The following is a 25,429-nucleotide window of genomic DNA, read 5'->3' on the forward strand; positions in this document are numbered from 1 at the left end:
GCCTGTGTCGCGATGCCGACCGGATCAACGCCTAAGGGCGGAATGTGGCAAAAACCGGTGAGGCCAGATGCAAGCGCGGTGTTTTGCACAACACCGCGCATCACAAAAGCTTAGTTGCCAGGGGTCCAGGCGTCGTAGTCGCCGGTCACACGCGGCCGCTCGCCTGCTACCGCCAGCGATCCCTGCGGGCGATAGGCTTTTGACGAACCGGTCAGATTCGGCTGATGCGGCTTCTGCCACTCGCGCGCAACGTAGTTTTCCTGGCTTGGCGGCACGTCGGTGCGGTAATGCATCCAGCCATGCCAGCCGGGCGGAATGGCGGAAGCTTCGGCATAACCATTATAGATCACCCACCGGCGCGGCATTCCCCAGGAGGTGGTGCCGCCTTCGTAATAGGTGTTGCCCAACTCGTCCTGCCCGACCTTCTTGCCGAAACGCCAGGTGTGAAACCGCGTTCCGATCGTCTGGCCATTCCACCAGGTGAAGATTTGCGTCAGGAGAGTCTTCATTATGCGTTCCTCGGGCTTGAATGCGCCGCAGCGATTTTCCGTGCACGGCACAAGACATGCTTATGCCGCCCCTCACGGCAATTGTCCAGCATTTCGAGATATATCCGTGCTATTTCAGCTTCATCCTGAAGCCCAAATGCCGCTTCTCGAAACCCAGCCGCTCGTAGAAGCGGTGCGCGTCCAGCCGGGCCATGTTGGACGTCAGTTGCGCGGCGTTGAGGCCCTGACGGCGGGCTTCTTCCAGACAATGATTGATCATCACCGCGCCGATACCGCGACCGCGCATGTCGGCGCGCGTCTGCACCGCCTCGATCACCATGGACTTTGCCCCTCGCCCGACGAGCTTGGTCAGGATCGCCGTCTGGAAGGTGCCGACGACCTCGCCATCCAGTTCCGCCACATAGAGCGTTTCGCTCGGCGATGCTTCAATGGCGCGGAAGGCTGCAAGATAATCCGGCTGCGCCGATTCTTCCGCCGTATCGCCATGGCCGCCAATCTCGTCGGCGGCAAAAATGGCGGCAAGGGCGGGAAGGTCATCTTCGCGCGCCGTGCGGATAATGAGATTCTGCAATGTCGCATTCATCGGGTCAGGCTCTTTTCCATAACGATGCCGGGCAGACCCTCGATGCCCGCCATGCGCTCGATTCGGTCTACCTCGACAAACCCGACGCCTTCATAAAAGGCGATTGCGACAGTATTTTTAGGCTCGACTTCAAGCCGCATGATTTCCGCATCCGGAAAACAGGTTTCCAGTTCGGCGAAAAGATCGCGGCCGACGCCCTGGCGCTGAAGGTCGGGCGCGACGTAAAGCTGGTGCAGCAGGGCCGTCTTCGCCATCTTGGTGGACATGGAGCCATAGGCCATGCCGCCAATCCGCCTGCCGTCATCAGCCACCAGAAATTCGCCGCCCTTTTTCTCGATACGGTCTTTCATGGCTTGCGGCGAATGCCATGCGAGGATCAGCTGGTTCACCTTGTCGACGCCATAGATCGCATCATAGGTCGCGTGCCATGTGGTGGCGAGCAAGGTGCGGACCGGCTCGATGTCCCGCAGACTTGCCGTGCGGATGAAAAACATGTTTGGGCTCCGTCTTGAAACAGAAATGCCGGGCGTTGATCCCGGCAGAAGTGATGTCAGTCCCTCGTACCCGACGTCATCCTCGGGCCTGTCCCGAGGATCTGAGCACGTTGGACCTTGTGGGTCGTTAGATCCTCGGGACAAGCCCGAGGATGACGGATGAGAGCTTTCTACCTCGATACCTATGAGCACGAGGCAGCGTCCGCTTACTCTTCCTCGATACCGAGCTTAGCCTTCACCAGCGCCTGCACCGCCTGCGGGTTGGCCTTGCCGCCCGTCGCTTTCATGACCTGGCCGACGAACCAGCCGGCAAGCGTCGGCTTTGCCTTCACCTTCTCGACCTGATCCGGGTTGGCGGTGATAATCTCGTCCACGGCCTTTTCGATGGCGCCGGTATCCGTCACCTGTTTCATGCCGCGCGCCTCGACGATTTCGGCCGGGTTGCCGCACTCGTTCCAGACGATCTCGAACAGGTCCTTGGCGATCTTGCCCGAAATGGTCTCAGACTTGATGAGATCGATGATGCCACCGAGCTGTTCCGGCGAAACCGGCGTCGTCTCGATATCCTTGCCTGATTTGTTCAGCGCACCGAGAAGATCGTTGATGACCCAGTTGGCGGCGGCCTTCGCATCGCGGCCGGCGGCGACGGCCTCGTAATAATCGGCGATCGCCTTTTCCGAAACGAGGATCGAGGCGTCATAGACCGACAGGCCGAGATCGGCCACGAAACGTGCCTTCTTGTCGTCGGGCAGTTCCGGCAGATCGACCTTCAGCGCTTCGACGAAAGCATCGTCGAATTCGAGCGGCAGAAGGTCCGGATCGGGGAAATAGCGATAGTCATGCGCGTCTTCCTTGGAGCGCATGGAACGCGTCTCGCCCTTGCCGGGATCGAACAGGCGGGTTTCCTGATCGATGACGCCGCCATCTTCCAGAATGGCGACCTGGCGACGCGCCTCATATTCGATGGCCTGACCAACGAAACGGATGGAGTTGACGTTCTTGATTTCACAGCGCGTGCCGAAACCTTCGCCCGGACGGCGCACGGAAACGTTGACGTCGGCGCGCATCGAGCCTTCATCCATGTTGCCGTCGCAGGTGCCGAGATAACGCACGATCGAGCGCAGCTTCGTCAGATAGGCTTTCGCTTCGTCCGATGAGCGCATATCCGGCTTGGAAACGATTTCCATCAGCGCCACGCCCGAACGGTTCAGGTCCACGAAGGACATGGTCGGGTGCTGGTCGTGCATCGACTTGCCGGCGTCCTGTTCCAGATGCAGGCGCTCGATGCCGATCTCGATATCCTCGAAATTGCCCTGACGGTCGGGACCGAGCGAAATGGTGATGGTGCCCTCACCGACGATCGGGTCCTTGAACTGCGAAATCTGGTAGCCCTGCGGCAGGTCCGGATAGAAGTAGTTCTTACGGTCGAAGATCGAACGGTTGTTGATCTTCGCCTTCAGGCCGAGACCGGTACGCACCGCCTGCTTGACGCATTCCTCGTTGATGACGGGCAACATGCCGGGCATGGCGGCATCCACCAGCGACACGTTGGAGTTTGGCGCATTGCCGAAGGTGGTCGATGCACCGGAAAACAGCTTGGAATTGGAGAGAACCTGCGCATGCACCTCCATGCCGATCACGATTTCCCAATCGCCGGTGGCGCCGGGAATGAAGCGTTTCGAGTCGGGGGTGCGCACGTCTACAAGGGTCATCTGAAGCTCACGATATACGGGTTCTTTGGCCTTGGTGGGTAGAACAAATGGAGCGCGGGCGCAAGACATCTTGCACCCTGTCACGCCAGGTCCGGGATTTTAGCCAATACCGGATACGCGTTTTTTACGCTTCCCGGTTTCAATTCACGCCATGGTGACGATCGCTCTCTGCTTCATGACTTATATCGCCTTCAATCTTTTCGTCTTTCTTGTCTATTGGTGGGACAAGGAAGCGGCGAAGAAGGGCGGATGGCGTGTCCGGGAAAGCACGCTATTATCGCTTGCGCTCATTGGCGGCAGCTTGGGCGCGATCTCGGCGCAACGCCTGCTGCGGCATAAAACACGCAAGGAGCCATTCCGCAGCATCCTGATATTGATCGTGATATTGCAGGTGGGCCTTGTCGGATCGCTTGTCATCATACCCGACTGGCCGATGCGGCTTGCAGGCGTCCTGAAAATCCTGCTTCAGAACGCCGGTCCGTAAAGACCGCTCTCGACCTCGGCCAATTGCTTCTGCAGGCCTACCGACTGCACTTCGCGATCGAGCTTTGGCGCATAGGAGACGGAGAGCCAGCGGACGCTGTAGCCATGGTGGCGAAAAAAGGCGACGGCCGGTTCGTTCTGGGCGTGGGTTTCAAGCCGGATGGTCTCGAACCCCCTGTCCTCTATCAGCCTTTCCACATCACCCAGCAGACGACTGCCGACCCGCCGGCGCTGAAAATCCGGATCGATCCAGAAATCGGAAATCGTCTCGTCGAAATGCTCCCGCGCCGCCCAGCCCGCAACCGAGCCACCGAATTCCGCCACCCTGATCGCCAGCCATGACGAGCGGGTAAAATTGGAAAAAGCACTGGCCGCATTGTCGTACAGGGTCGGGGTGATGCCGAGAGCCGCGGTTGCCTGTCGCCATGCCCTGAGGCCGATGGCCGCCAGAACCTCCGCTTCCTGCTCATGCGCATTGCGAATGACGATCAAGCCGCGCCCTCCATGGCCGTTGAAATTAAACCATTGCCAGCGCGATTCGACCAGCATGGTTTTCTCGCGCCTGGCGGGGCTTGACCGCGCCGGGTTCGCCCGCTACCCAAAAGGAGCAAGAACGGAGTTTTTATGTTCGCTCAATCGGAGTCCCGGTAAAGGCCCTGCCCGCAAGTTTATTGCGCGCCGGGCCATGCTGAAACCGAGCCGGTTGCCTTAACGGCACCCGGATTTGTTTTCACGCGTCTATATGACGCCGACCGGACTTCCAAAAATGGACATTTCCCGCGCCGAACAGCGCATTCTTCACCTGCTCGCCCAGGGCGGCAGAATTGAAATCGTTCGAGATGACGCCCACAAAATCGAAAAACTCGCGCTTTATACGCGTGACGGCTGGATTTTCAGCGGCCTCAATCTCCTCACCTTCCGCAAGCTGAAACGGAAGAGAGCGATCGCCTCCTCGGGCGGCAAACCTTACCGCATTACCACGCGCGGGCTGGAACTCGTGAGGGGTGAGTTGGACAACAGATAAATCGACCGGGCGGCGGCAATGCTGCCGCCCGGCATTTCGCCGAGAATCAGCTGCGGCCGTAAAAGCGGGTTATGGCGAGAGCCTGTGCTCGAGCTTCACCTTTTCAAGCTCGACTTTCATGATGTCGGACCATTCCATGCCGCGCCAGACGATCTCAAATCCGCAACGCTCGTAAAGACCGATGGCTGCGCGGTTTCCGGCATGGGTGTCGATGGTGGCAAGCGGCAGGCCTTGCGCGCGCATCCTGTCGAGAAAATGAAGGATCAGGCCTTTGCCGATCCCCTTGCCCTGCCAGGTCGGGTCCACCCAGAGATCGGAAATGTGATGCGGCGCCGCATCGCATGCGCCCCAGCCGGCAACTACGCCTCCCATTTCAGCGACGACAACATCACCAGTTGGAGACTTGGCGAAGCTCTCGAATTCGCCCCTCACCCGCTCGATGACATCAGGGTCGAGATAGCTCTCGTGGAAGGCCTCGCCAGAACGCCAGGCGGCAAAACCGACAAAGCCGACCGCATGGCGATCGGCTTCGTGCATCTGTCTAAGTTTGAGGCCGCTTACCACCACTTGGCGGGGGTGAACTTGCCGGCTGCCTGCTCGATGGCGTGCGCCGTCTTGAACAGCGTTTCTTCTTCGAAAGGCTTGCCGATGAGCTGCAGGCCGAGCGGCAGGCCCTTGCCGTCAAGGCCGGCCGGAACCGAAAGGCCGGGAAGACCGGCCATGTTGACCGTGATGGTGAAAACGTCCTGAAGATACATCTTCACCGGATCCGAGGCGAGCTCCTCGTCACCGACTGCGAAGGCGGAAGACGGGGTGATCGGCGCGAGAATGGCGTCGACGCCTTCATGGAAGACGTTCTCGAAGTCACGCTTGATCAGCGTGCGAACCTTCTGCGCCTTCAGGTAATAGGCGTCGTAATAACCGGCCGAAAGCACATAGGTGCCGACCATGATGCGGCGCTGTACTTCCTTGCCGAAACCGGCGGCGCGGCTCTTTTCGTACATGTCGGCAATGTCCTTGCCGTCGACGCGCAGGCCGTAGCGAACGCCGTCATAACGGGCGAGGTTCGACGAAGCTTCCGCCGGCGCGACGATGTAATAGGCGGGAAGCGCGTATTTCGTGTGCGGCAGCGAGATGTCGACAACCTCGGCGCCGGCATCGCGTAGCCACTCGACACCCTTGGCCCAGAGCTTTTCGATCTCGTCCGGCATTCCATCGACGCGGTATTCCCTGGGGATACCGATCTTCAGGCCCTTCAGCGACTGACCGATGGCCTTTTCGTAGTCCGGCACCGGCAGGTCGACCGAGGTCGTGTCCTTGGCGTCGACGCTCGCCATGGTCTTGAGCAGGATCGCTGCGTCGCGCACGTCACGGGCGATCGGGCCGGCCTGATCCAGCGAAGAAGCATAAGCGACGATGCCGAAGCGCGAGCAGCGGCCATAGGTGGGCTTGATGCCGACGGTTCCGGTGAAAGCTGCCGGCTGGCGAATGGAGCCGCCGGTGTCGGTTGCGGTGGCGCCTGCACACAGATGCGCGGCAACGGCTGCGGCCGAACCGCCCGAGGAACCGCCGGGCACGAGCTTCTGCTCGGAACCGTTGGCGCGCCACGGGTTGATGGCCGGTCCGTACCAGGAACTTTCGTTGGACGAGCCCATGGCGAATTCGTCCATGTTGAGCTTGCCGAGCATGACGGCGCCTTGGTCCCAGAGGTTCTGGGTGACGGTGGATTCGTATTTCGGCTTGAAGCCGTCGAGAACATGCGAACACGCCTGCGTGTGCACATCACGGGTGGCGAAAAGGTCCTTCACACCAAGCGGAACGCCTTCCAGCTCGCCAGCCGAACCGGACGCGATACGGCCATCGGAGGCTTTCGCCATGTCCCGCGCCTTTTCAGGCGTCGTGACGACATAGGCGTTCAGCGCGCCGTTTGCCGCATCAATGGCGGCGAGATAGGCGTCGGTCAGCTCGAGGGCGGAAAACTCTTTGGCCTTCAGCTTTTCGCGGGCTTCGGCAATGGTCAGGCTCGTCAGGTCGGTCATGGTCGGCAACGGCTTTCGAAATCTTGGAAAAATCGGGCGGCAAACGGCGGTCGGATTATTCGACCACTTTCGGAACCATGAAAAAGTCCCGGTCGGTCGCAGGCGCATTGGCGACGATGTCTTCCGCCTTGTTGCCGTCGGTCACCACGTCGGCACGCTTTTTCATGTCCACAGGGGTGACTGATGTCATCGGCTCGACGCCGTCGACATTCACTTCCGAAAGCTGCTCCACGAAACCGAGTATGCCGTTCAGCTGGCCAAGCATATTCTGTGCTTCTTCTTCGCTGACTGCGATACGGGCAAGGCGCGCAACGCGCTTTACGGTGGCGAGATCGACGGACATGGTTCTACTCCGGTCAGAATTTTCCTACCCGCTATAATCACCATGTCCGCCATTCGCAACGGTAGAAAGCATGTCGCGTCAAAGTGTGAGGTGCTTTTGCGGTCACGACATGCCTGAGCAAAACGTCAGAAGGACAGCGTATCGCCCGCCTTTGGCGTATGGACGCGGGCTTCCGACCCTTCCATGCCGGTCACGAACTTCTCCGGCGTCTGGTCGATGATCGGGAAGGAGCCGTAGTGGCAGGGAATGACATTCTCGAACTTGAAGAAGCGCTGGCAGGCGAGCGCCGCGACGGCTCCCCCCATGGTGAAGCGGTCACCGATCGGCACGAGGCCGATATCCGGCTGGTGCAGTTCATTGATGAGCTTCATGTCGGAAAAGATGTCGGTATCGCCCATGTGATAAACCGCCGGGCCGTCTTCGAAATGCAGCATCAGGCCATTGGCATTGCCGAGCGAATGGGAGACGCCATCCTCGGTGATCTGGGCGGAGGAATGCAGCGCATTGGTGAAGGTGACGGAAAAACCGTCAAAATGCACCGTGCCGCCGGTATTGCCCATATCGACCTTCGCGACACCCTTGGCGGAAAGCCACGCGGCAAGATCGGCATTGGCCAGCACGGTCGCGCCCGTCTCGCGCGCAAGCTGAACGGTGTCGCCGACATGGTCACCATGGCCGTGGGTCAGGAGAATATGGGTGATGCCTTCGGCCGCCGACTTCCCATCCTGTCCGGCAAAACCGGGATTGCCGGTGAAGAACGGATCGATGAGGATCTTCGCACTCCCGTTTTCAAGACGGAAGGCGGAATGGCCGAGCCAGGTGATTTTCATGGGAAGTTCTCCTTTGTATTGCCGGTATATTATGACATAGAGCATTTCCAGTAAAAGCGCGTAGCGGTTTTGCGTCCGGAAAATGCGTAAAATCAAAGATCTAGAGCGCGTCCGACCGGACGTGCTCGATACGACTTGAGAAACCGCACTACCTGTATTTAAGAGAGGCGACAATGGCCGCTGACAATGACGATTATGTGTACGACGAGGCCACCGGCGAATGGCGGCCGGCTTCCGAACTGGCCGCAGAAGCGGCCCGCGCGAAGGAAGTGCGCGATGCCACCGGCAATGTGCTTGAAGATGGCGATTCCGTCACCTTGATCAAGGATTTGAAGGTCAAGGGCACCAGCACGGTCATCAAGCAGGGCACCGTCATCAAGTCGATCCGCCTGACAGACAATCCGGAAGAGATCGATTGCAGGCATGATGCGGTGAAGGGTCTGGTGCTGCGCACCGAATTTGTCCGCAAACGGTAAGGACAGCGCGACATGGCAATACTCACCATCGAGGAACTGGCGCAGACGCTTCAGCCCGCGCAGGCGATTGCCGGCCTCGACCTCGGCACAAAGACCATCGGGCTTGCCATGTCGGACCTGTCGCGGCGTTTCGCAACGCCGCGCCCCGTCATCAAACGGGTGAAATTTACGCTGGATGCGGAAGTGCTGCTGGCCTTCGCCGAAAAGGAAAAAGTTTCCGCCTTCATCATCGGCCTGCCCATGAACATGGATGGTTCGGCCGGTCCCCGCGTGCAGGCAACACGCGCCTTCGTGCGCACCATGGGCGAAAAAACCGCCCTGCCCTTCATCTTCTGGGATGAGCGGCTTTCAACCGTCGCAGCCGAGCGCGCGTTGCTGGAAATGGACGTCTCACGCGCCAAGCGGGCCGAACGCATCGATTCGGCCGCCGCGAGCTTCATTCTTCAGGGCGCGCTGGACAGGCTCTCCGCACTCACCCGCGCTGCCGACTGACGACCCTGCCACCAGGCGGCAATCTGCTTTCTCTTGCGGAAGGCGAGAACCGCAAAAACGATCAGGCTGTCGACGGCGATGGCGCGCGCCACCAGCGGCGGCAGACTTTCCGGCGGCAGGCCGAGAATGTTGCCGTAAATCGCAAATACCAGATCATGGGTCTGGCGGGTCAGCATGTAGAAGCCGAAGCTCATGTCGTAATAGGAAAGCCAGTACCAGCTACCCAGCAATGCGACGGGACCGGCCCAGAGGATAAGAAACCACTTCATGCCACCTGCCCCCGCGCCAACATCGCATCGGGAACGCCGGCAAGCACCGCCCAGCGCGCCACGGCCATCAGGCAGAGGTTCAGCGCCGGCACGTCGATATCCAACGGCAGCATCACAAAAAACGTCATCATGACGCCTAAAGCTGTCCAGCGGCTCACTTGCGGCTCCCTTATGCGCAGTCATTGCGCATGGTTAACATTTCGTTAATCCACACTGGACCGGCAGCCCTGGCGAGGCAAATGAAAGCTGTCATTATGGTTAATGACGGGCGGGCGGCGTGTGGAAAAGCATGCGATCCCGTGAACGAGCTGATGCGCCAGGCGGTTGCCCACCGGGTGAAAATATGGTTGATTTTTCTTTAACGCGCTGGTCCTGAACGTGGCCGCCCTACACCCGCTGAAGCCGGTTCAGCCGTAAACGCCACGCACCAGTCTTTTGACGGCAGTGGTGATCTTGTCCCAGTCACGGTCCGATTTGAGCGGTACGCCGGCAAACTGGCCGCTGGTGGCAGCGGAGATGACGAGGTGCTGGATGGCGGCGAACAACACGGCATTGACCGCCGCTGTATCCACCCCCTTCGGCGCCGCCAGCGAACCGCGCATGCGCTCCAGCCACTTGCCCAGCGACTTGGCGCGGGCTTCGGCCAGTTGCCGCACCTGCGGGGAGCCATCCGACACTTCCCAGGCGATGATCTTGCAGACGAGAGGATCGCTGCGCAGCGCATCCATGAAATAGAGCGCCAGCTTTTCCATGAGATCGCCATAGGTCAAAAGAAACATGCCGCCGGTATCTTCCGGAATGCGATCCTTCACCCAGGAGCCGAGATCCTCGCCGATTGCCTCGATCAAGCCATCGAGGCCGCCGAAATAACGGTAGATCAGCTGCTTGTCGCAGCCGGCGCGGCGGGCGACGGCGTTGATGCCGAAACCCTGAAATCCCTCTTCCGCAAGAAGCGACCGGGCCGCATTAAAAATCGCCTTCTCGGTCTGAGCGCGATCCTTGATGCGCTTTTCCGGTCTGTCGGCTGAAATCGCCTCTGCGGTCGCCAGCATGATTCCCTACACGTTTTCTGAAAGGCCTTACTCAACGGGTTAACAAAGCATGAAGGGAAGAACAACGTGGCGGAGCGGATGAGGAGAAGGTTCTTGTGGATGAGCCGGCCGCCCGACCAAAATCGACGGCTTTAAATTTTCTGTATTTTTTGTATTATTCAGGAAATACAGATTTGAGGATTTCTCATGAACAGAAAATCTATTTCCACAGCGGAGTTTATGCGACATTTCGGTCGCTACCATGACGAAGCGCAGAAATCGCCCATTTTGCTGACGAAGCATGGCCGACCTTCGGTCGTGGTGGTACCGGTCGAACTTTTCGAAAAAATGCTGGGGGGCGACGATCCGCGCAGGTCTTACGCTGCCGGTGAAATGCCCTATGAGTTGTCCGCCCTGTTCAACACCCAGCTGGAAAAAGACTCCGAAGAATATCGGACATCCCGCGATGAGCAGGACAGATAATATCTAAGTTCAGACGCGGTGATATCGTTTCCTATCCCTATTTGTGGCGATGGCAGTCTGCGGCTAATCCAACGCGTGACCATGGGGAAAAAGATCGCCCCGTCTGCATGATCCTGACGATTACGGACGCGCAGGGCTTCTCCCATATATTGCTGCTGCCCATTTCATCGAAACCGCCGCAGGACAGCCAGCAGCGGGCAATCGAAATACCAAAGCTTGAGCTTCGGCGCGCAAAACTAGCAGGCTATGATCGCGGTTGGATCACCGTCAGCGAATGCAATTACGACGTGATCGAACGATCCTACCATTTCAACGCTCTTCAACAGCCCATCGGGCGTTTCAGCGAGACATTTCTTGAAGACATTCGCACTGCCTTTGCACCGTTTCTGGCGGCGGGGGCAGCGCGGGTCATTAGAACCTGAATTACTCCAGCGCCGTACCAAACCACACGCTACCCGGCGTTTCGTGGCTTTCGAGGCGTTTGAAGCCGCGGGTTTCCCAGAAGCGCATGCCCGCATGGTTGCGTTCGCTGGCGCCGAGGTGGATGCCGTAGACGTTGTTCTGTCTTGCCATATCGAGCCAGCGCGACAGAAGCCGGGTGCCGCCGCCCTTGCCCTGCGTACGCGGCAAGAGGTTCATGTGGATATGGGCCGGAAACGGATCGGTGAGCCAGGTGGGCGTGCGGCGCGGATGGTGGATGAACTGGGCCCGGCGCTGATCGGCGTCCCATGTCTGCTGGTCGCCGCCGGGATCGGGGTAAAGGGTGCGCAGATGCGGCCACCATTCCCGCTCCAGCCGCTCTTCGTGCACCGCCGTATCGAGCGCGCCGACAATATAACCGCACACGCCCTCCTCATCCTCCGCCACAAAAACGGCATCGGGCCAGAGATGCAGATAGGGCACCGAATAAATATGCCCGACCATGCGGCCATCATTGTAGAGCGGGGTGGCGTCCTGCCCGGCATCACCGGTGGCGAGACTTATGGCGTAGAGCGCGTCTTCGTCCTCAGCGCGGGCGGAACGGAAGGTCAGCATTGGCAGCCGCCTTCCCTTGCCGCGCATCGACGCGCGAAGACATTGTGACGGATAAGAACACGCCTTACGCCATTGCTATTTTTCAAATCCGAGACCCCTCCCGCCGGGACTGTAAAACCTCCATCCGCATGCATCGATCAAGATGCAGGCGGATAAAGAAGATCGATTATATAATTCGGATCGAAGCGGGAATCGAGCATGCCGTAAGTATGCCGCCAGCCGCCAGCCAAACGGGTTTCGAGGAAGGCATCGGCGATCTTGCCGGCGCCAAGGCGGCAAAGCTCGGCGGCAGCGGCCGCGAGTGCAAACTGCTCCACAAGCAGGCGGGCCGCACCCTCGTCACGTTCGGCAAGGGCGATCGCGGCGCGCAGCACGTCGGTGGTCTTCTTGCCGGCCGCTCCGAGATCGCGCTCCAGTGTCTGGAAGACGAGATCGAACAGGTCCTTGCCGCGCTGGAGAACCCGCAGCACATCCAGCGCCATGACGTTGCCGGAACCTTCCCAGATGGCGTTGACGGGCGCTTCGCGGTAGTGGCGGGCAATCGGCCGCTCTTCCACGTAACCATTGCCGCCAAGGCACTCCATGGCCTCGTAGATGAGGGCCGGCGCAATCTTGCAGCACCAGTATTTCACGATGGGCGTCATCACCCGCGCATAGGCGGCTTCGGCCGGATTGTTACGGGCGGCATCAAAAGCCGTCGCCAGCCGGAAGGAGAGCGCTGTGGCCGCCGCCACATCCAGCGCCATGTCGGCGAGAACGCGCGTCATGATCGGCTGCGTGACCAGCATCTTGCCAAAAACCGAACGGCCGCGGGCGTAATGCACCGCTTCGGCAAGCGACGCGCGCATCATGCCCGATGATGCCAGCGCGCAGTCCAGCCGCGTTAGCGTCACCATGTCGAGGATCGTGCGGATGCCGCTGCCGGGATCACCCAGCAGATAACCGAAGGCATCGGTGAATTCGACTTCGGCTGACGCATTGGAGCGGTTGCCGAGCTTGTCCTTCAGGCGCTGGAAGTGCAGGCCGTTCTTCGAACCGTCCTCCAGATAACGCGGCACGAGGAAGCAGCCCATGCCGTCGCCCATCTGGGCGAGCATGACGAAACCATCGCTCATCGGCGCGGAGAGGAACCATTTGTGGCCGGACAGGCGATAGATGCCCTCACCCACCCGCTCGGCCGTGGTGTGGTTGGCGCGCACATCCGTGCCGCCCTGCTTTTCCGTCATGCCCATGCCGATGGTGACGGCGGTTTTCTGCAGGCCCGGTTTCTGCGAGGAATCATACTTGCGCGAGAGGATCTTCGGCGCCCATTCCTTCTGCACGCGAGGCGAGGCCATGATGGCGGCAACGGAAGCGCTGGTCATGGTGAGCGGGCAGAGATGGCCGGCCTCGAGCTGCGAGGTCAGATAGAATTTCGTGGCGCGCGCCTTGTGTTCATTGCCGCGCGTATCGGGAGAGTTCTCCCAGACGCTGGAATGCAGGCCCGATGACATGGAACGGCGCATCAGCGCGTGCCAGGCAGGATGGAACTCCACCTGATCCAGACGTTCGCCGCGCGGGCCGTGGGTGTGCAGCTGCGGCACGCCCTGGTTGGCCATACGCGCCAGTTCCTGCGCCTCATGTGACGTGACGTAACGGCCGAGCTGGTCGTATTCGTCCCGCAGATTGCGCGACAGGCCGGACGTGAGATCGACGATCAGCGGATCGGAACGATAGGCGTTGATACCGGACCAGAGGCTGGGCTGGTTCAGTTCGGCGAGCGTTTCTTCTGTCCGGGAATTCTGGGTCATCCGCTGCTTCTAGCTGTTTTGTACTGGCGTTGCATAGTGGGGTGATATTGCATAATTCCACCCGCAGGAAGCGATTGAGACGATTAAACCGCCGCTTTCAGCATTTTTCGGGAGTGCCCCTGATCTAGGTATCCGGTCTAGAGAATGCCAAACACGTTTCCGGCAAGACCGAGCGACAGCACCAGAAGGAAACCCTGCGAGAAGTGATCGCCGCCCGAAACTGCCCAATGCCGAAGTGCCGCGCCTTGATGTAAAGCAAGCGGCGAACCATTCCCAAGCAGGATCAAATGTCGGGTTCCGCTAGGTCAATTCGCTCCGCCCGCGGCAGGCATCCGATCCCGTTTAAAGCACCATCGTCAGGGATTCTGCATGGGCCGCCGCCTGATGTGGAACCTGCGGCAGGCCTTTTCGGTTGCCGACTTGCTGAACGGCTGCACAGGGAGGAAACCATGGAGGCCAGCGTAAGGAAGCTTTTCGAGCGGTATGAGCGATTTTTCAACAAGTCTCTCAAAGGCGACATGGATATGGAGGAGGTCGCCTCCCTCTATGCCTCCGACTTCATCGCCGCATCCCCTGCCGGGGTGATGACCGGAAAGAACGACGACCACTTAAAGCAGGTCATGAAGAAGAGTTATGACCGCTATCGAGCGATCGGAACGAAGGAGATGCGGATACGCAATATCCGTATCTCGCCGATCGATGAACATCATTGCGTCGCCCATGTTGCGTGGACAGCGAACTTTGGCCGCAAGCAACAACCGGATATCGCAATCAACTTCGATGTTCACTATTTCGTCCAGAGGCTGGAAGGTGCGCCGAGAGTTTTCGGCTGGGCGTCAGGCGACGAGCAGGCGCTTTTGAAGGAGCATGGCGTCATCTGATGCATGCTCGGACCATCGTCAGGCCACTTGTCCGCGAGGGTTGGGGAAACATCGCCATGTTTTCATTTCAGGGGTTGCGGGCGCTTGCCCCGCGACCACGCAATCTCTATAGAGCGCAGGACCGAATTCCGCGGCACTCCTGAGGCGTGTTCACAGCGAATGGGAGCGCACGGATCAGCATTCGGGCGTTCCGGGCATTTTCACGGGAAAATGCGGCGCCCGTCAGGAGGCAAACCGCATGGTCTTCTTCCCCCATCGCCATCTCCTCGGCATCAAGGGGCTTTCCCATCAGGATATCACCCTGCTTCTCGACAAGGCCGATGAGGCGGTGAAAATCAGCCGCCAGCGCGAGAAAAAGACCTCGACGCTCCGGGGCCTGACGCAGATCAACCTGTTCTTCGAAGCCTCGACGCGCACGCAATCCTCCTTCGAGCTTGCCGGAAAACGTCTCGGCGCAGACGTGATGAACATGTCAGTCGGCAATTCCTCGGTGAAGAAGGGCGAGACGCTGATCGACACGGCGATGACGCTGAACGCCATGCGCCCGGATGTGCTGGTCGTGCGCCACTCCTCCGCCGGCGCCGCCGCTCTTCTCGCACAGAAGGTCGCCTGCTCCGTGGTCAATGCCGGCGACGGCCAGCATGAGCACCCGACACAGGCCCTGCTCGATGCGCTGACCATCCGTCGCGCCAAGGGCGAGCTTTCGGGTATCACGGTGGCGATCTGCGGTGACGTGCTGCATTCGCGCGTGGCTCGCTCCAACATCATCCTGCTCAACCAGATGGGCGCGCGCGTGCGCGTCGTCGCCCCTGCCACGCTTCTTCCCTCCGGCATTCGCGACATGAGCGTGGAAGTCTTCCACGACATGAAGGAAGGGCTGAAGAATGCCGACGTGGTGATGATGCTGCGGCTGCAGCGTGAACGCATGTCCGGTTCCTTCGTGCCCTCGGTGCGCGAGTATTTCCATTACTACGGTCTCGATGCCGAGAAGCTGAAAGCGGCGAAAGAGGATGCGCTGGTCATGCATCCCGGCCCCATGAACCGCGGCGTGGAAATCGCCTCAGAAGTGGCCGACGGTCCGCAGAGCGTCATCGAAAGCCAGGTGGAAATGGGGGTTGCCGTGCGCATGGCCGTCATGGAAACCCTGCTTGTCTCGCAAAATCAGGGTGAGCGCGTATGAGTGCCGTTACCGTTCTCAAGAACCTCCGCATCGTCGATCCGTCCCGTAATCTCGACGAGACCGGCAGTGTGATCATCGGCGCCGACGGCACCATTCTCGCAGCCGGCAAGGATGCGCATAATCAGGGCGCACCTGAGGGCGCGGCGATACGCGACTGCAAGGGACTGCTGGCGGTTCCCGGTCTGGTGGACGCCCGTGTCTTCGTTGGTGAACCCGGCGCGGAACACCGCGAAACCATCGAATCCGCCTCGCGCGCGGCAGCGGCCGGCGGCGTCACCAGCATCATCGTCATGCCCGATACCGATCCCGTCATCGATGACATCGCGCTGGTCGAATATGTGAAGAAGACGGCGCGCGACAAGGCGCTTGTCAATGTCCACCCTGCGGCAGCCCTGACCAAGGGTCTGAACGGCGAGGAAATGACCGAATTCGGCATGTTGAAAGAAGCCGGTGCGGTTGCCTTCACCAACGGCCGCAAGGCGCTTTCCGACACGCTGGTGCTGCGCCGCGCCATGACCTATGCGCGCGAACTGGGCGCTGTCATCGCGCTCGAGACACGCGACAAATATATCGGCGGCGGAGACATGAACGAGGGGCTTTTCGCAAGCTGGCTCGGTCTGTCAGGTATTCCGAAGGAAGCCGAGATCATTCCGCTGGAGCGCGACCTGCGCATTGCCGGACTGACGCAGGCGATCTACCACGCCGCCAAGATTTCCGTTCCGGAATCGGCAGAAGCGATCCGCGTTGCGCGGCAGCGGGGCGTGAAGGCCACCTGCGGCATCTCGATCAATCACCTCACCCTCAATGAGAACGATATCGGCGAATACCGCACCTTCTTCAAGCTCTCGCCACCGCTGCGCGCCGAAGACGACCGCAAGGCGATGGTAGACGCGCTGAAGGACGGTACGATCGATATCATCGTCTCCTCGCACGACCCGCAGGATGTCGATACCAAACGCCTGCCGTTTTCGGATGCGGCGAGCGGCGCGATCGGGCTTGAAACCCTGCTGGCGGCGGCGCTGCGCCTTCATCATAGCGGCGAGGTTCCGCTGATGCGGCTGATCGATGCGCTCTCCACCCGCCCGGCCAGGATTTTCGGACTGGATGCCGGGACGCTTAAAGTCGGCGCGAAGGCTGATATCACCCTGATCGACCTGGACGAACCATGGCTTGTGTCCAAGGAACAGCTGGTCTCGAAATCCAAGAACACGCCGTTCGAGGATGCCCGTTTCAGCGGCCGCGCGGTCGCCACTTATGTGGCTGGCAAAGCCGTTCATTCCTTGGCATAAGATCACCAACAGAGATCACGCGGCCGGCGCGACAGAGGGGACGTTTGAATGAGTGCTTTGACTGACTGGCAGACGGCGCCTGCCCTTCTCGCGCTTTCGGCGCTGATCGGCTATCTGTTCGGCTCCATTCCCTTCGGCCTCCTTCTCACCCGCATGGCGGGGCTGGGCGACGTGCGTAAGATCGGCTCCGGCAATATCGGCGCCACCAACGTGCTGCGCACCGGCAACAAGAAGCTTGCGGCGGCGACCCTTCTGCTCGACGCGCTGAAGGGCACCGCTGCCGTGCTGGTCGCCAATGCGCTCTGGGGTTATGAAGCGTCGCTGGTCGCCGGTTTCTTCGCCTTTCTCGGCCACCTGTTTCCGGTTTGGCTCGGCTTCAAGGGCGGCAAGGGTGTGGCCACCTATATCGGCGTGCTTCTGGGTGCAGCACCGCTGATGATGCTGGCCTTTGCCCTGATCTGGCTCGCGACCGCCTTCATCACCCGTTATTCCTCGCTGTCGGCGCTGCTTGCCATGCTGGTCATTCCCGTGGCCCTCTGGGTGCTCGGACCTGAAAAGACGGCGCTGCTGGTGACGCTGCTCAGCGTGATTTCGTGGTGGAAGCACCGCGAAAATATCAAGCGCCTGATGGCGGGCACGGAAAGCCGGATAGGGCAAAAGGGCTGAGACCCATTTGAGGATATGCCATGCCGCATGAGGAAACCACACGGCATGGCATAGAGCTTTCCGCGCGGCAGCGGGTTGCCTGGCTCCGGCTGATCCGTAGCGACAATATCGGCCCCGTTACCTTTCGCGAACTCATCAATCATTTCGGCAGCGCCGAAAAGGCGCTCGACGCCCTGCCCGAGCTTTCACGGCGTGGCGGCTCCTCCCGCAGTCCACGCATCACGACACTGGCGGAAGCGGAAGGTGAGATCGAAACCGCTGATAAATTCGGCGCACGTTTCGTCGGCATCGGCGAACCGGACTACCCGCCTGCCCTGCGACATCTGGATGGCGCACCGCCGCTGATCGCCATGAAGGGATCTGCGGACGCGGCGACAAGGCCCTGCGTCGGCATCGTCGGCTCGCGCAACGCCTCCATCAACGGCGCTAAATTCGCCGCCATGCTGGCGCGCGATTGCGGACGTGCCGGTTATACGATCGCCTCCGGTCTGGCGCGCGGCATCGATGCGGCGGCGCACAGGGCAAGCCTTGCAACCGGCACGGTTGCCATGCTGGCAGGCGGTCTCGACCGCCCTTACCCGCAGGAAAATTTCGGGCTGTTGCAGGAGATATACGATCAGGGCGGCGCGACGATCAGCGAAATGCCCTTCGGCTGGGAACCGCGCGCGCGTGACTTTCCGCGCCGCAACCGCCTGATATCAGGCGTCTCGCTCGGCGTCGTCATCGTGGAGGCGGCGGAGCGCTCGGGTTCACTGATCACGGCGCGTCTCGCCGGCGAAGCGGGACGGCTCGTTTTTGCCGTGCCCGGCTCCCCGCTCGATGCACGCTGCGAGGGCACCAACCGGCTGATCAAGGAAGGCGCGATGCTGACCACCGGCGCCGACGATATTCTCGAGGCGCTGCGACCGTTGATGGAGCCGCAATTGCCCTATGACCGCAAGATCGAGGAACCGAGATCCGACACGGAGATGTCACCACCAGGGGACGACGAGCGCAGCATCATCGCCGCCGCTCTCGGTCCCTCGCCCGTGGAAACGGACGATATCATCCGTCACACAGGTTTCTCCGCCGCCACCGTTCACCTGGTGCTGCTGGAGCTTGATATTGCAGGACGTCTAAACCGGCATGCCGGGGGGCGCGTGTCGCTCTTCATCGCGGATTGACAGCTTGCGTCGTCCGCTCTGGATATCACCGACTTCGACATAGGCCATCTCGATCAGATAACACAGCATGTCGGCGCCCTCGCGGCTGGCGACCTGGCGCAGCTCCGCCAGCATCTGGCGAATGTAAGCCAAGTTCTCTCTGGTCCCTTCATTGTCGGCATTATTGTTTGTTGCGTTCGGGACCATATATTTATCCTAAGAATTACGCCTGAAACGAAGAGCATTAAGTAGATTCAAATGATGTTGCCCATCATAACCAATTTACCAAAGATTGCAATACAACAATAGATTATCCATAGGTTGCAATCACCTTGGAGTGATAAAATCGGCCTTGCCTCTTGACCCGCGCGCATTACCTGTCCATGTCGAAATATAAAGAAGGCCAATTGCGGCATTGCGCGGCGACCCGGCCATGTTAACGGACCAGTTCCAGAGAAAAACAATATGAATGTCGTCGTCGTAGAATCTCCCGCCAAAGCCAAGACGATCAACAAATATCTTGGTCCCGGCTACAAGGTTCTTGCATCTTTTGGCCACGTCCGGGACCTTCCTGCCAAGGACGGATCGGTGTTGCCCGACCAGGATTTCGAAATGTCCTGGGAAGTCGACAGCGCCTCTGCCAAGCGCATGAAGGATATTGCCGATGCGGTAAAATCCTCCGACGGCCTCTTTCTCGCAACCGACCCGGATCGCGAAGGCGAAGCCATTTCCTGGCACGTTCTTGATCTTTTGAAGAAGAAGCGTGTCCTCGGCGACAAGCCGGTGAAGCGCGTGGTCTTCAACGCCATCACCAAGAAGGCGGTGCTGGACGCCATGGCGAACCCGCGCGACATCGACGTGCCGCTGGTTGACGCCTATCTCGCCCGCCGTGCGCTCGACTATCTCGTCGGTTTCAACCTGTCACCCGTGCTGTGGCGCAAGCTGCCCGGCGCGCGTTCCGCCGGCCGCGTGCAGTCTGTTGCGCTGCGTCTCGTCTGTGACCGTGAATCCGAGATCGAGCGTTTCGTTTCCGAAGAATACTGGAACATCAGCGCCCTTCTGAAGACACCGCGCGGTGATGAGTTCGAGGCCAAGCTGGTTTCCGCCGACGGCAAGCGATTGCAGAACCGCGCGATCAAGACCGGCGAGGATGCGAACCGGCTGAAGGCGTTGCTGGAAGGCGCGACCTATGTGGTCGACAGCGTCGAGGCAAAGCCCGTCAAGCGTAATCCCGGCCCGCCCTTCACCACATCGACGCTGCAGCAGGCGGCCTCCTCACGCATGGGCTTTTCCGCCTCGCGCACCATGCAGGTGGCGCAGAAGCTTTACGAAGGCATCGATATCGGCGGCGAGACCGTCGGCCTGATCACCTATATGCGTACCGACGGCGTGCAGATGGCGCCGGAAGCGATCGACGCCGCACGCCTTGCCATCGGCGAGCAGTTCGGCGATCGTTACGTACCGGAAAAGGCGCGTTTCTATTCCACCAAGGCCAAGAACGCCCAGGAAGCGCACGAGGCGATCCGCCCGACCGATTTCAACCGCACGCCGGATCAGGTGAAGCGTTACCTCGATCCCGATCAGCTGCGCCTTTACGACCTGATCTGGAAGCGCGGCATTGCGAGCCAGATGGCGTCGGCCGAAATCGAACGCACCACGGTTGAAATCCTTGCCGACAAGAACGGCGAAAAGGCCGGTCTTCGTGCCGTCGGCTCGGTGATCCGCTTCGACGGTTTCATCGCCGCCTATACCGACCAGAAGGAAGATGGCGAGCAGAGCGACGACGGTGATGACGAAGGCCGTCTGCCGCCGATCAACGAGCGCGAAAACCTCGCCAAGCAGAAGATCAATGCGAGCCAGCACTTCACCGAGCCGCCGCCGCGTTATTCGGAAGCCTCGCTGATCAAGAAGATGGAAGAACTCGGCATCGGCCGTCCTTCCACCTATGCTGCGACGCTGAAAACGCTGAGCGACCGCGAATATATCGTCGTCGACAAACGCAAGCTGGTGCCGCATTCGCGCGGCCGGCTGGTGACGGCTTTCCTCGAAAGCTTCTTCACCAAGTACGTCGAATATGATTTCACCGCCGCCCTTGAAGAAAAGCTCGACCGCATCTCCGCCGGCGAGCTCGACTGGAAGCAGGTTCTGCGTGATTTCTGGAAGGATTTCTTCGCCCAGATCGAAGATACCAAGGAACTGCGCGTCACCAACGTGCTGGATGCGCTGAACGAGGTTCTGGCGCCGCTGGTCTTCCCCAAGCGCGAGGACGGTTCCGATCCGCGCATCTGTCAGGTTTGCGGCACCGGCAATCTTTCGCTGAAGCTCGGCAAATATGGCGCTTTCGTCGGTTGCTCCAATTATCCGGAATGCAACTACACACGCCAGCTGACCTCGGACGGTTCGGAAGCGGAAGCTGCCGCATCGAATGAGCCGAAGGCATTGGGCGCCGATCCGATGACCGGGGAAGAGCTCACGCTTCGCTCTGGCCGTTTCGGTCCCTACATCCAGCGTGGCGACGGCAAGGAAGCCAAGCGCTCCTCGCTGCCCAAGGGCTGGAAACCCGAGGATATCGACCACGAAAAGGCGCTGGCGCTCATCAACCTGCCGCGCGATATCGGCAAGCACCCGGAAACCGGCAAGATGATCTCGGCCGGTCTCGGCCGCTACGGACCGTTTCTGCTGCATGACGGTTCCTATGCGAACCTCGAAAGCATCGAGGACGTGTTCTCGATCGGTCTGAACCGGGCTGTGACGGTGATTGCCGAAAAGCTGAGCAAGGGACCGGGACGCGGCCGCAGCGGCACGCCGGCTGCTTTGAAGGAACTGGGCGACCACCCCGATGGCGGCGCGATCACCGTTCGTGACGGGCGTTACGGCGCTTATGTGAACTGGGGCAAGGTCAACGCGACCATTCCAAAGGGACAGGACCCGGCGTCCGTGACCCTGGACGAGGCGCTGGTGCTGATTGCCGAGCGTATTGCCAAGACCGGCACCGGCGGCAAGCCCGCAAAGGCCAAGAAAACCGCCGCCAAAAAGGCCGATGGCGACGCCGCAGCAAAGCCGAAGGCGACCAAGGCCAAGGCGGCAACAAAGAGCAAGACGGCCGCCAAGCCGAAGGCAGCGGCCAAACCCAAGAAGGCAGCAGAGTGAGCAAGGCGCCGCGTCAGAGACAGGGTTCCGCCAGCGACGGTTTCGGACGCACCGGGCGCGGCAAGCGTGTGAATGAAGGTGAAGGCATCATCCATGGCGAGGTGCCTTCCCGCGAAGTGCTGCTGAAATTCATCGCCGATCATCCGCAGCAGGCCTCCAAACGCGAAATCGCCAAGGCTTTCGGCCTGAAGGGTGAAAACCGCGTGGTCCTGAAGGCGCTGCTGAAGGAGCTTGAAACCGACGGCATGGTCCAGAAGAGCCGCAAGTCCCTGACGCGCCCGGGCGGTCTGCCTCCGGTGACGGTTCTCGACATCACCACCCGTGACAAGGACGGCGAACTGATCGGCCGGCCGGCGGAGTGGCCGGAGGATCAGGGTGCGGCGCCGGCCGTACTCATCCGCCAGTCATCGCAGGACCGCGGCAAGAAGGCTCCGGCAGCGGGTCTCGGCGACCGCATTCTGGCGAAGATCTTCCCCTCCAAGGAAAGCGCCGGCCCGGCCTATACTGCCCGCGTCGTCAAACTGATCGACCGCCGCCAGAACGCGCTGCTCGGCGTGTTCAAGGAGACGGCGGGCGGCGGCGGACGGCTTATGCCGATCGACCGGCGCGGCGAGGAAATGGTTATCGATCCTGACGGCGTCGGCGATGCAAAGGACGGCGATCTGATCGAGGTGGAAACCTCGCGCAACAGCGGCCGGTATGGCCTGACACGCGCCAAGGTCCTGTCGGTCATCGGCTCCGTTGCGTCGGAAAAGGCGATCTCGATGATCGCGATCCATTCGCACGGCATTCCTCACATTTTCCCGCAAAATGTTCTCGCAGAAGCGGATGCCGCCAAGGCTGCCAGCATGTCGCACCGCGAGGACTGGCGCGACCTGCCGCTCATCACTATCGATCCGGCCGACGCCAAGGACCATGACGACGCGGTCTATGCCGAGCCCGACACCTCACCCGACAATCCTGACGGCATTATTGTCACCGTCGCCATCGCCGACGTCTCCTGGTATGTGCGGCCCGGTTCGCCGCTGGACCGCGAGGCGCTGAAACGTGGCAATTCCGTCTATTTCCCCGACCGTGTCGTGCCGATGCTGCCGGAGCGCATCTCCAACGATCTCTGCTCGCTGAAAGAAGGCGTCGACCGCCCTGCCCTTGCCGTGCGGATGACCTTTTCGAAGGAAGGCCGCAAGGCGGGCCACACCTTCCACCGTATCATGATGAAGAGCGCGGCGAAGCTTTCCTACCAGCAGGCACAGGCAGCCATCGACGGCAGGCCGGACGACAAGACCGGTACGCTGCTGGAACCTATCCTGAAGCCGCTGTGGCATGCCTATGAGGTGATGAAGCGCGGCCGTGACCGCCGCCAGCCGCTGGAACTCGACATGCCGGAGCGCAAGATCCTGCTTCGGCCTGATGGTACGGTGGACAAGGTCGTCATTCCCGAACGCCTCGATGCGCACAAGCTGATCGAAGAAATGATGATCCAGGCGAATGTCGCCGCCGCCGAGACGCTGGAAAAGAAAAAGCAGCCGCTGGTCTATCGCATCCATGATGCGCCCACGCTTTCCAAGCAGGAGGTTTTGCGCGAATTCCTTGGCACCATCGGCATTACCATGGCCAAGGGTGCGGCCATGCGCGCCAATTCCTTCAACGGCATTCTGGCCCGCGCACTCGACACGCCTCACCAGATCATGGTCAACGAGATGGTGCTGCGCAGCCAGAGCCAGGCGATCTACAGCCCCGAGAATATCGGCCATTTCGGCCTCAACCTGATGAAATACGCGCATTTCACCTCACCGATCCGCCGTTATGCCGACCTGATCGTGCATCGCGCGCTGGTGGGTTCTCTGGGACTGGGTGAAGGCGGCATCACACCGCAGGAAGAAGCGACGCTCGACGATATCGCCGCCGAAATCTCCACCTTCGAGCGGCGCGCCATGGCCGCCGAGCGCGACACCGTCAACCGCCTCATCGCGCATCATCTGTCTGAACGGGTGGGCGAAGAATTCGAGGGCCGCGTCGGCGGTGTCACCAAGGCGGGACTCTTTGTCGCGCTGCCGCAGTTTGGCGCTGATGGTTTTGTTCCTATATCTACACTCGGAACCGATTATTTCCTCTATGATGAGGCCCATCAGGCCCTGACAGGGGAAAAGACCGGCCTCGGCTACCAGCTTGGCGATACGGTTCAGGTGCGGCTTGCGGAAGCGGTGCCTCTGGCAGGCGCGCTGCGCTTCGATATGCTTAGCCCGGGGCGCAAGATGCCGGTCGGCTCGCGGTCGTTCCACAAGGCAGGCCGGCGGACATCGCGTCTTGCCGCCAAGCCTGGAACACGGCCGCCGAGAAGACGACGATAACAAGACCGCTGCAGGCGGTTGAACGAACGGGAGAAGGACTTAAGGATGAGTGCACATCAGGGCTCGGAAACGGTCACCTTCGGAGACGATAGCGCGGAACGGCCGCTTGGCCGCTCGATCATGCGGGGAATGGCCAACCGCTGCCCCGCCTGCGGCAGCGGTCGCCTGTTCCGGGCCTGGCTGAAGCCGGTGGACGCCTGCGCGGCCTGCGGCGAAGAAATGCATCATCACCGTTCGGATGACTTGCCGCCCTATATTTCCATCGTCATCATCGGTCACATCGCCGTTGGCGGCTTCATGATGACGGATATGGTCCTCAACATTCCCATGTGGGCGCATTTCGCCATCTGGGTGCCGATCACCATTCTGGCTGCGCTTTTGACGCTGCAACCGATCAAGGGCGGCGTTATCGGCCTGCAATGGGCGCTGCGGATGCACGGCTTTGATCGAAAACAGCAAAAAGTGCAGATAGACGGCTCGTCTCACTGACGTGAGCAGGACCTTGCACGTGCCTGCGCTTTCCCGGAATGCCGAAACCGCGACCGCTCCCATGCGGCCGCGCGACGCTGCCTCCATCATCCTATTCGACCGTTCCGGCTCAGGACCCAGGGTCCTGATGGGCCAGCGCAGCAGCGCCCACGTCTTCATGCCGGGCGCCTATGTCTTTCCGGGCGGCAAACGCGATCCGCGCGACCATGCGTTGCCCTTTTCCGGTGATCTGCACCCTGCCGTCCTCAACAGCCTCACCGCTTCGGCGGCGCGCCGCCTGAGCGCCGCCGGCGCACGGGCTCTGGCGCTTGCCGCCGCGCGCGAGCTTTTCGAGGAAACCGGCGTGGACCTCGCAATGGGTGCCGAAGGTCCTGATCTTTCCCATTTCCGATATGTTGCCCGCGCCATCACCCCACCCGGTAATGTGCGGCGCTATGACACGCGATTCTTCTGCTGTTATGCCGATGAGTTGGGGCTCGATGTCAGGCTCACCCGTGATTCCGAAGAGCTCTCCAATGTGCAATGGCTTGACATGACAGACCTTTCCGGTCTGAACATGCCCAAAATCACACGCACGGTTCTCGAAGATGTCACAAAACTCATGATAGGTGATCCCTCACTGCCCTTTGAAAGCCCCGCGCGGCTCTATATCACGCGCCACGGCCGGTTCATTCGAGACTTTGTATAA

General features: G+C 60.5%; 30 protein-coding genes. 15 read left to right on the plus strand and 15 right to left on the minus strand.

Features of this window, described 5'->3' with window-relative positions; translation table 11 throughout:
* Nucleotides 1-110 precede the first annotated feature (110 nt).
* From WDZ78_RS07100 to gatB, 4 genes are all read right to left on the minus strand, one after another.
* The gene (locus tag WDZ78_RS07100) at nt 111-509 is read right to left on the minus strand and encodes an NADH:ubiquinone oxidoreductase subunit NDUFA12 (RefSeq protein WP_020012374.1); all 399 of its coding nucleotides are present in this window, start codon (nt 507-509) and stop codon (nt 111-113) included.
* Between the two features lie 109 nt (nt 510-618).
* Nucleotides 619-1,092 (minus strand): GNAT family N-acetyltransferase, encoded by a 474-nt coding sequence (locus tag WDZ78_RS07105; protein WP_020012373.1) that lies wholly within the window; start codon nt 1,090-1,092, stop codon nt 619-621.
* The gene (locus WDZ78_RS07110) at nt 1,089-1,586 is read right to left on the minus strand and encodes a GNAT family N-acetyltransferase (RefSeq protein ID WP_020012372.1); all 498 of its coding nucleotides are present in this window, start codon (nt 1,584-1,586) and stop codon (nt 1,089-1,091) included. Before WDZ78_RS07110 ends, WDZ78_RS07105 begins: the two co-directional genes overlap by 4 nt.
* 206 nt (nt 1,587-1,792) lie before the next feature.
* Nucleotides 1,793-3,298: an Asp-tRNA(Asn)/Glu-tRNA(Gln) amidotransferase subunit GatB gene (gene gatB, locus WDZ78_RS07115; protein WP_425672651.1), complete on the minus strand. Its 1,506-nt coding sequence runs from the start codon at nt 3,296-3,298 to the stop codon at nt 1,793-1,795.
* Between the two features lie 151 nt (nt 3,299-3,449).
* On the opposite strand from gatB, the gene WDZ78_RS07120 reads away from it, so the two are divergent.
* Complete coding sequence (locus WDZ78_RS07120; RefSeq protein ID WP_425672652.1) at nt 3,450-3,782, plus strand: DUF1294 domain-containing protein; 333 nt, start codon at nt 3,450-3,452, stop codon at nt 3,780-3,782.
* On the opposite strand, the gene WDZ78_RS07125 is transcribed toward WDZ78_RS07120, so the two are convergent.
* Nucleotides 3,764-4,273 (minus strand): GNAT family N-acetyltransferase, encoded by a 510-nt coding sequence (locus WDZ78_RS07125; RefSeq protein WP_020012369.1) that lies wholly within the window; start codon nt 4,271-4,273, stop codon nt 3,764-3,766. The two genes, WDZ78_RS07120 and WDZ78_RS07125, sit on opposite strands and share 19 nt — an antisense overlap.
* A 274-nt stretch (nt 4,274-4,547) precedes the next feature.
* Here WDZ78_RS07125 and WDZ78_RS07130 point away from each other — a divergent pair, with 274 nt between their 5' ends.
* On the plus strand, nt 4,548-4,805 hold the full coding sequence (locus WDZ78_RS07130; protein WP_059753193.1) for a YjhX family toxin: 258 nt from the start codon (nt 4,548-4,550) through the stop codon (nt 4,803-4,805).
* Nucleotides 4,806-4,874: 69 nt separating this feature from the next.
* On the opposite strand, the gene WDZ78_RS07135 is transcribed toward WDZ78_RS07130, so the two are convergent.
* The 4 genes from WDZ78_RS07135 to WDZ78_RS07150 form a co-directional block, all read right to left on the minus strand.
* Complete coding sequence (locus WDZ78_RS07135; RefSeq protein ID WP_425672653.1) at nt 4,875-5,342, minus strand: GNAT family N-acetyltransferase; 468 nt, start codon at nt 5,340-5,342, stop codon at nt 4,875-4,877.
* Between the two features lie 20 nt (nt 5,343-5,362).
* Nucleotides 5,363-6,844, minus strand: a complete 1,482-nt coding sequence (gatA, locus tag WDZ78_RS07140) for an Asp-tRNA(Asn)/Glu-tRNA(Gln) amidotransferase subunit GatA (RefSeq protein WP_425672654.1) — start codon at nt 6,842-6,844, stop codon at nt 5,363-5,365.
* 55 nt (nt 6,845-6,899) lie between these two features.
* On the minus strand, nt 6,900-7,187 hold the full coding sequence (gene gatC, locus WDZ78_RS07145; RefSeq protein ID WP_003521472.1) for an Asp-tRNA(Asn)/Glu-tRNA(Gln) amidotransferase subunit GatC: 288 nt from the start codon (nt 7,185-7,187) through the stop codon (nt 6,900-6,902).
* 125 nt (nt 7,188-7,312) lie between these two features.
* Entirely contained in the window at nt 7,313-8,017 is a 705-nt protein-coding gene (locus WDZ78_RS07150; protein ID WP_020012365.1) for a metal-dependent hydrolase, read from the minus strand.
* Nucleotides 8,018-8,190: 173 nt separating this feature from the next.
* Here WDZ78_RS07150 and WDZ78_RS07155 point away from each other — a divergent pair, with 173 nt between their 5' ends.
* Together WDZ78_RS07155 and ruvX are read left to right on the plus strand one after the other, a co-directional pair.
* Nucleotides 8,191-8,493 (plus strand): alkylphosphonate utilization protein, encoded by a 303-nt coding sequence (locus tag WDZ78_RS07155; RefSeq protein ID WP_425672655.1) that lies wholly within the window; start codon nt 8,191-8,193, stop codon nt 8,491-8,493.
* A gap of 12 nt (nt 8,494-8,505) precedes the next feature.
* Nucleotides 8,506-8,985, plus strand: a complete 480-nt coding sequence (gene ruvX / locus WDZ78_RS07160) for a Holliday junction resolvase RuvX (RefSeq protein WP_020012363.1) — start codon at nt 8,506-8,508, stop codon at nt 8,983-8,985.
* On the opposite strand, the gene WDZ78_RS07165 is transcribed toward ruvX, so the two are convergent.
* From WDZ78_RS07165 to WDZ78_RS07175, 3 genes are all read right to left on the minus strand, one after another.
* A complete protein-coding gene (locus WDZ78_RS07165) occupies nt 8,937-9,254 on the minus strand; it encodes a DUF6105 family protein (RefSeq protein WP_425672656.1) in 318 nt (105 codons plus the stop codon). The genes ruvX and WDZ78_RS07165 overlap by 49 nt on opposite strands.
* Nucleotides 9,251-9,385, minus strand: coding sequence for a hypothetical protein (locus WDZ78_RS07170; protein WP_020012361.1), 135 nt, complete (start codon nt 9,383-9,385; stop codon nt 9,251-9,253). Before WDZ78_RS07170 ends, WDZ78_RS07165 begins: the two co-directional genes overlap by 4 nt.
* Before the next feature lie 276 nt (nt 9,386-9,661).
* Complete coding sequence (locus tag WDZ78_RS07175) at nt 9,662-10,306, minus strand: TetR/AcrR family transcriptional regulator (RefSeq protein ID WP_020012359.1); 645 nt, start codon at nt 10,304-10,306, stop codon at nt 9,662-9,664.
* Between the two features lie 186 nt (nt 10,307-10,492).
* On the opposite strand from WDZ78_RS07175, the gene WDZ78_RS07180 reads away from it, so the two are divergent.
* Together WDZ78_RS07180 and WDZ78_RS07185 are read left to right on the plus strand one after the other, a co-directional pair.
* Nucleotides 10,493-10,768, plus strand: coding sequence for a type II toxin-antitoxin system Phd/YefM family antitoxin (locus WDZ78_RS07180; protein ID WP_425672657.1), 276 nt, complete (start codon nt 10,493-10,495; stop codon nt 10,766-10,768).
* Between the two features lie 107 nt (nt 10,769-10,875).
* Nucleotides 10,876-11,190, plus strand: a complete 315-nt coding sequence (locus WDZ78_RS07185) for a hypothetical protein (protein WP_425672658.1) — start codon at nt 10,876-10,878, stop codon at nt 11,188-11,190.
* A gap of 1 nt (nt 11,191) precedes the next feature.
* Here the strand turns inward: WDZ78_RS07185 and WDZ78_RS07190 are convergent, their stop codons facing one another.
* Both WDZ78_RS07190 and WDZ78_RS07195 read right to left on the minus strand, forming a co-directional pair.
* Nucleotides 11,192-11,803 carry a GNAT family N-acetyltransferase gene (locus WDZ78_RS07190; RefSeq protein WP_425672659.1) on the minus strand — a complete coding sequence of 204 codons (612 nt, stop codon included), beginning with the start codon at nt 11,801-11,803 and terminating at the stop codon, nt 11,192-11,194.
* Nucleotides 11,804-11,940: 137 nt separating this feature from the next.
* The gene (locus WDZ78_RS07195) at nt 11,941-13,593 is read right to left on the minus strand and encodes an acyl-CoA dehydrogenase family protein (RefSeq protein WP_425672660.1); all 1,653 of its coding nucleotides are present in this window, start codon (nt 13,591-13,593) and stop codon (nt 11,941-11,943) included.
* A gap of 449 nt (nt 13,594-14,042) precedes the next feature.
* Here WDZ78_RS07195 and WDZ78_RS07200 point away from each other — a divergent pair, with 449 nt between their 5' ends.
* From WDZ78_RS07200 to dprA, 5 genes are all read left to right on the plus strand, one after another.
* Nucleotides 14,043-14,474, plus strand: a complete 432-nt coding sequence (locus WDZ78_RS07200; RefSeq protein WP_020012353.1) for a hypothetical protein — start codon at nt 14,043-14,045, stop codon at nt 14,472-14,474.
* Between the two features lie 238 nt (nt 14,475-14,712).
* Nucleotides 14,713-15,654: an aspartate carbamoyltransferase catalytic subunit gene (locus tag WDZ78_RS07205; protein WP_003502441.1), complete on the plus strand. Its 942-nt coding sequence runs from the start codon at nt 14,713-14,715 to the stop codon at nt 15,652-15,654.
* Nucleotides 15,651-16,943, plus strand: coding sequence for a dihydroorotase (locus tag WDZ78_RS07210; protein WP_020012352.1), 1,293 nt, complete (start codon nt 15,651-15,653; stop codon nt 16,941-16,943). Before WDZ78_RS07205 ends, WDZ78_RS07210 begins: the two co-directional genes overlap by 4 nt.
* A gap of 48 nt (nt 16,944-16,991) precedes the next feature.
* Nucleotides 16,992-17,609, plus strand: a complete 618-nt coding sequence (gene plsY, locus WDZ78_RS07215) for a glycerol-3-phosphate 1-O-acyltransferase PlsY (RefSeq protein ID WP_020012351.1) — start codon at nt 16,992-16,994, stop codon at nt 17,607-17,609.
* Between the two features lie 20 nt (nt 17,610-17,629).
* Nucleotides 17,630-18,772: a DNA-processing protein DprA gene (dprA, locus tag WDZ78_RS07220; RefSeq protein WP_425672661.1), complete on the plus strand. Its 1,143-nt coding sequence runs from the start codon at nt 17,630-17,632 to the stop codon at nt 18,770-18,772.
* Here dprA and WDZ78_RS07225 read toward each other — a convergent pair.
* Nucleotides 18,725-18,958 (minus strand): hypothetical protein, encoded by a 234-nt coding sequence (locus WDZ78_RS07225; protein ID WP_020012349.1) that lies wholly within the window; start codon nt 18,956-18,958, stop codon nt 18,725-18,727. The two genes, dprA and WDZ78_RS07225, sit on opposite strands and share 48 nt — an antisense overlap.
* A 258-nt stretch (nt 18,959-19,216) precedes the next feature.
* Here WDZ78_RS07225 and topA point away from each other — a divergent pair, with 258 nt between their 5' ends.
* The 4 genes from topA (at nt 19,217) to WDZ78_RS07245 (ending at nt 25,429) form a co-directional block, all read left to right on the plus strand.
* Nucleotides 19,217-21,901, plus strand: a complete 2,685-nt coding sequence (topA, locus tag WDZ78_RS07230; protein ID WP_425672663.1) for a type I DNA topoisomerase — start codon at nt 19,217-19,219, stop codon at nt 21,899-21,901.
* Complete coding sequence (gene rnr, locus WDZ78_RS07235) at nt 21,898-24,252, plus strand: ribonuclease R (RefSeq protein ID WP_425672664.1); 2,355 nt, start codon at nt 21,898-21,900, stop codon at nt 24,250-24,252. Before topA ends, rnr begins: the two co-directional genes overlap by 4 nt.
* 45 nt (nt 24,253-24,297) lie before the next feature.
* Complete coding sequence (locus WDZ78_RS07240) at nt 24,298-24,741, plus strand: DUF983 domain-containing protein (protein ID WP_020012346.1); 444 nt, start codon at nt 24,298-24,300, stop codon at nt 24,739-24,741.
* A 61-nt stretch (nt 24,742-24,802) separates the two neighbouring features.
* Nucleotides 24,803-25,429 (plus strand): NUDIX hydrolase, encoded by a 627-nt coding sequence (locus WDZ78_RS07245; RefSeq protein WP_425672706.1) that lies wholly within the window; start codon nt 24,803-24,805, stop codon nt 25,427-25,429.

The organism is Agrobacterium sp. M50-1, from assembly GCF_049843495.1.
Taxonomy (GTDB): Bacteria; Pseudomonadota; Alphaproteobacteria; order Rhizobiales; family Rhizobiaceae; genus Agrobacterium; species Agrobacterium radiobacter.

Bases quoted from the DNA above. Each gene is read 5' to 3' on its own strand.
- WDZ78_RS07100 (WP_020012374.1), bottom strand. From the start codon at position 509: ATGAAGACTCTCCTGACGCAAATCTTCACCTGGTGGAATGGCCAGACG.
- WDZ78_RS07105 (WP_020012373.1), bottom strand. From the start codon at position 1,092: ATGAATGCGACATTGCAGAATCTCATTATCCGCACGGCGCGCGAAGAT.
- WDZ78_RS07110 (WP_020012372.1), bottom strand. From the start codon at position 1,586: ATGTTTTTCATCCGCACGGCAAGTCTGCGGGACATCGAGCCGGTCCGC.
- gatB (WP_425672651.1), bottom strand. From the start codon at position 3,298: ATGACCCTTGTAGACGTGCGCACCCCCGACTCGAAACGCTTCATTCCC.
- WDZ78_RS07120 (WP_425672652.1), top strand. From the start codon at position 3,450: ATGGTGACGATCGCTCTCTGCTTCATGACTTATATCGCCTTCAATCTT.
- WDZ78_RS07130 (WP_059753193.1), top strand. From the start codon at position 4,548: ATGGACATTTCCCGCGCCGAACAGCGCATTCTTCACCTGCTCGCCCAG.
- WDZ78_RS07135 (WP_425672653.1), bottom strand. From the start codon at position 5,342: ATGCACGAAGCCGATCGCCATGCGGTCGGCTTTGTCGGTTTTGCCGCC.
- gatA (WP_425672654.1), bottom strand. From the start codon at position 6,844: ATGACCGACCTGACGAGCCTGACCATTGCCGAAGCCCGCGAAAAGCTG.
- gatC (WP_003521472.1), bottom strand. From the start codon at position 7,187: ATGTCCGTCGATCTCGCCACCGTAAAGCGCGTTGCGCGCCTTGCCCGT.
- WDZ78_RS07150 (WP_020012365.1), bottom strand. From the start codon at position 8,017: ATGAAAATCACCTGGCTCGGCCATTCCGCCTTCCGTCTTGAAAACGGG.
- WDZ78_RS07155 (WP_425672655.1), top strand. From the start codon at position 8,191: ATGGCCGCTGACAATGACGATTATGTGTACGACGAGGCCACCGGCGAA.
- ruvX (WP_020012363.1), top strand. From the start codon at position 8,506: ATGGCAATACTCACCATCGAGGAACTGGCGCAGACGCTTCAGCCCGCG.
- WDZ78_RS07165 (WP_425672656.1), bottom strand. From the start codon at position 9,254: ATGAAGTGGTTTCTTATCCTCTGGGCCGGTCCCGTCGCATTGCTGGGT.
- WDZ78_RS07170 (WP_020012361.1), bottom strand. From the start codon at position 9,385: ATGATGACGTTTTTTGTGATGCTGCCGTTGGATATCGACGTGCCGGCG.
- WDZ78_RS07175 (WP_020012359.1), bottom strand. From the start codon at position 10,306: ATGCTGGCGACCGCAGAGGCGATTTCAGCCGACAGACCGGAAAAGCGC.
- WDZ78_RS07180 (WP_425672657.1), top strand. From the start codon at position 10,493: ATGAACAGAAAATCTATTTCCACAGCGGAGTTTATGCGACATTTCGGT.
- WDZ78_RS07185 (WP_425672658.1), top strand. From the start codon at position 10,876: ATGATCCTGACGATTACGGACGCGCAGGGCTTCTCCCATATATTGCTG.
- WDZ78_RS07190 (WP_425672659.1), bottom strand. From the start codon at position 11,803: ATGCTGACCTTCCGTTCCGCCCGCGCTGAGGACGAAGACGCGCTCTAC.
- WDZ78_RS07195 (WP_425672660.1), bottom strand. From the start codon at position 13,593: ATGACCCAGAATTCCCGGACAGAAGAAACGCTCGCCGAACTGAACCAG.
- WDZ78_RS07200 (WP_020012353.1), top strand. From the start codon at position 14,043: ATGGAGGCCAGCGTAAGGAAGCTTTTCGAGCGGTATGAGCGATTTTTC.
- WDZ78_RS07205 (WP_003502441.1), top strand. From the start codon at position 14,713: ATGGTCTTCTTCCCCCATCGCCATCTCCTCGGCATCAAGGGGCTTTCC.
- WDZ78_RS07210 (WP_020012352.1), top strand. From the start codon at position 15,651: ATGAGTGCCGTTACCGTTCTCAAGAACCTCCGCATCGTCGATCCGTCC.
- plsY (WP_020012351.1), top strand. From the start codon at position 16,992: ATGAGTGCTTTGACTGACTGGCAGACGGCGCCTGCCCTTCTCGCGCTT.
- dprA (WP_425672661.1), top strand. From the start codon at position 17,630: ATGCCGCATGAGGAAACCACACGGCATGGCATAGAGCTTTCCGCGCGG.
- WDZ78_RS07225 (WP_020012349.1), bottom strand. From the start codon at position 18,958: ATGGTCCCGAACGCAACAAACAATAATGCCGACAATGAAGGGACCAGA.
- topA (WP_425672663.1), top strand. From the start codon at position 19,217: ATGAATGTCGTCGTCGTAGAATCTCCCGCCAAAGCCAAGACGATCAAC.
- WDZ78_RS07240 (WP_020012346.1), top strand. From the start codon at position 24,298: ATGAGTGCACATCAGGGCTCGGAAACGGTCACCTTCGGAGACGATAGC.
- WDZ78_RS07245 (WP_425672706.1), top strand. From the start codon at position 24,803: ATGCGGCCGCGCGACGCTGCCTCCATCATCCTATTCGACCGTTCCGGC.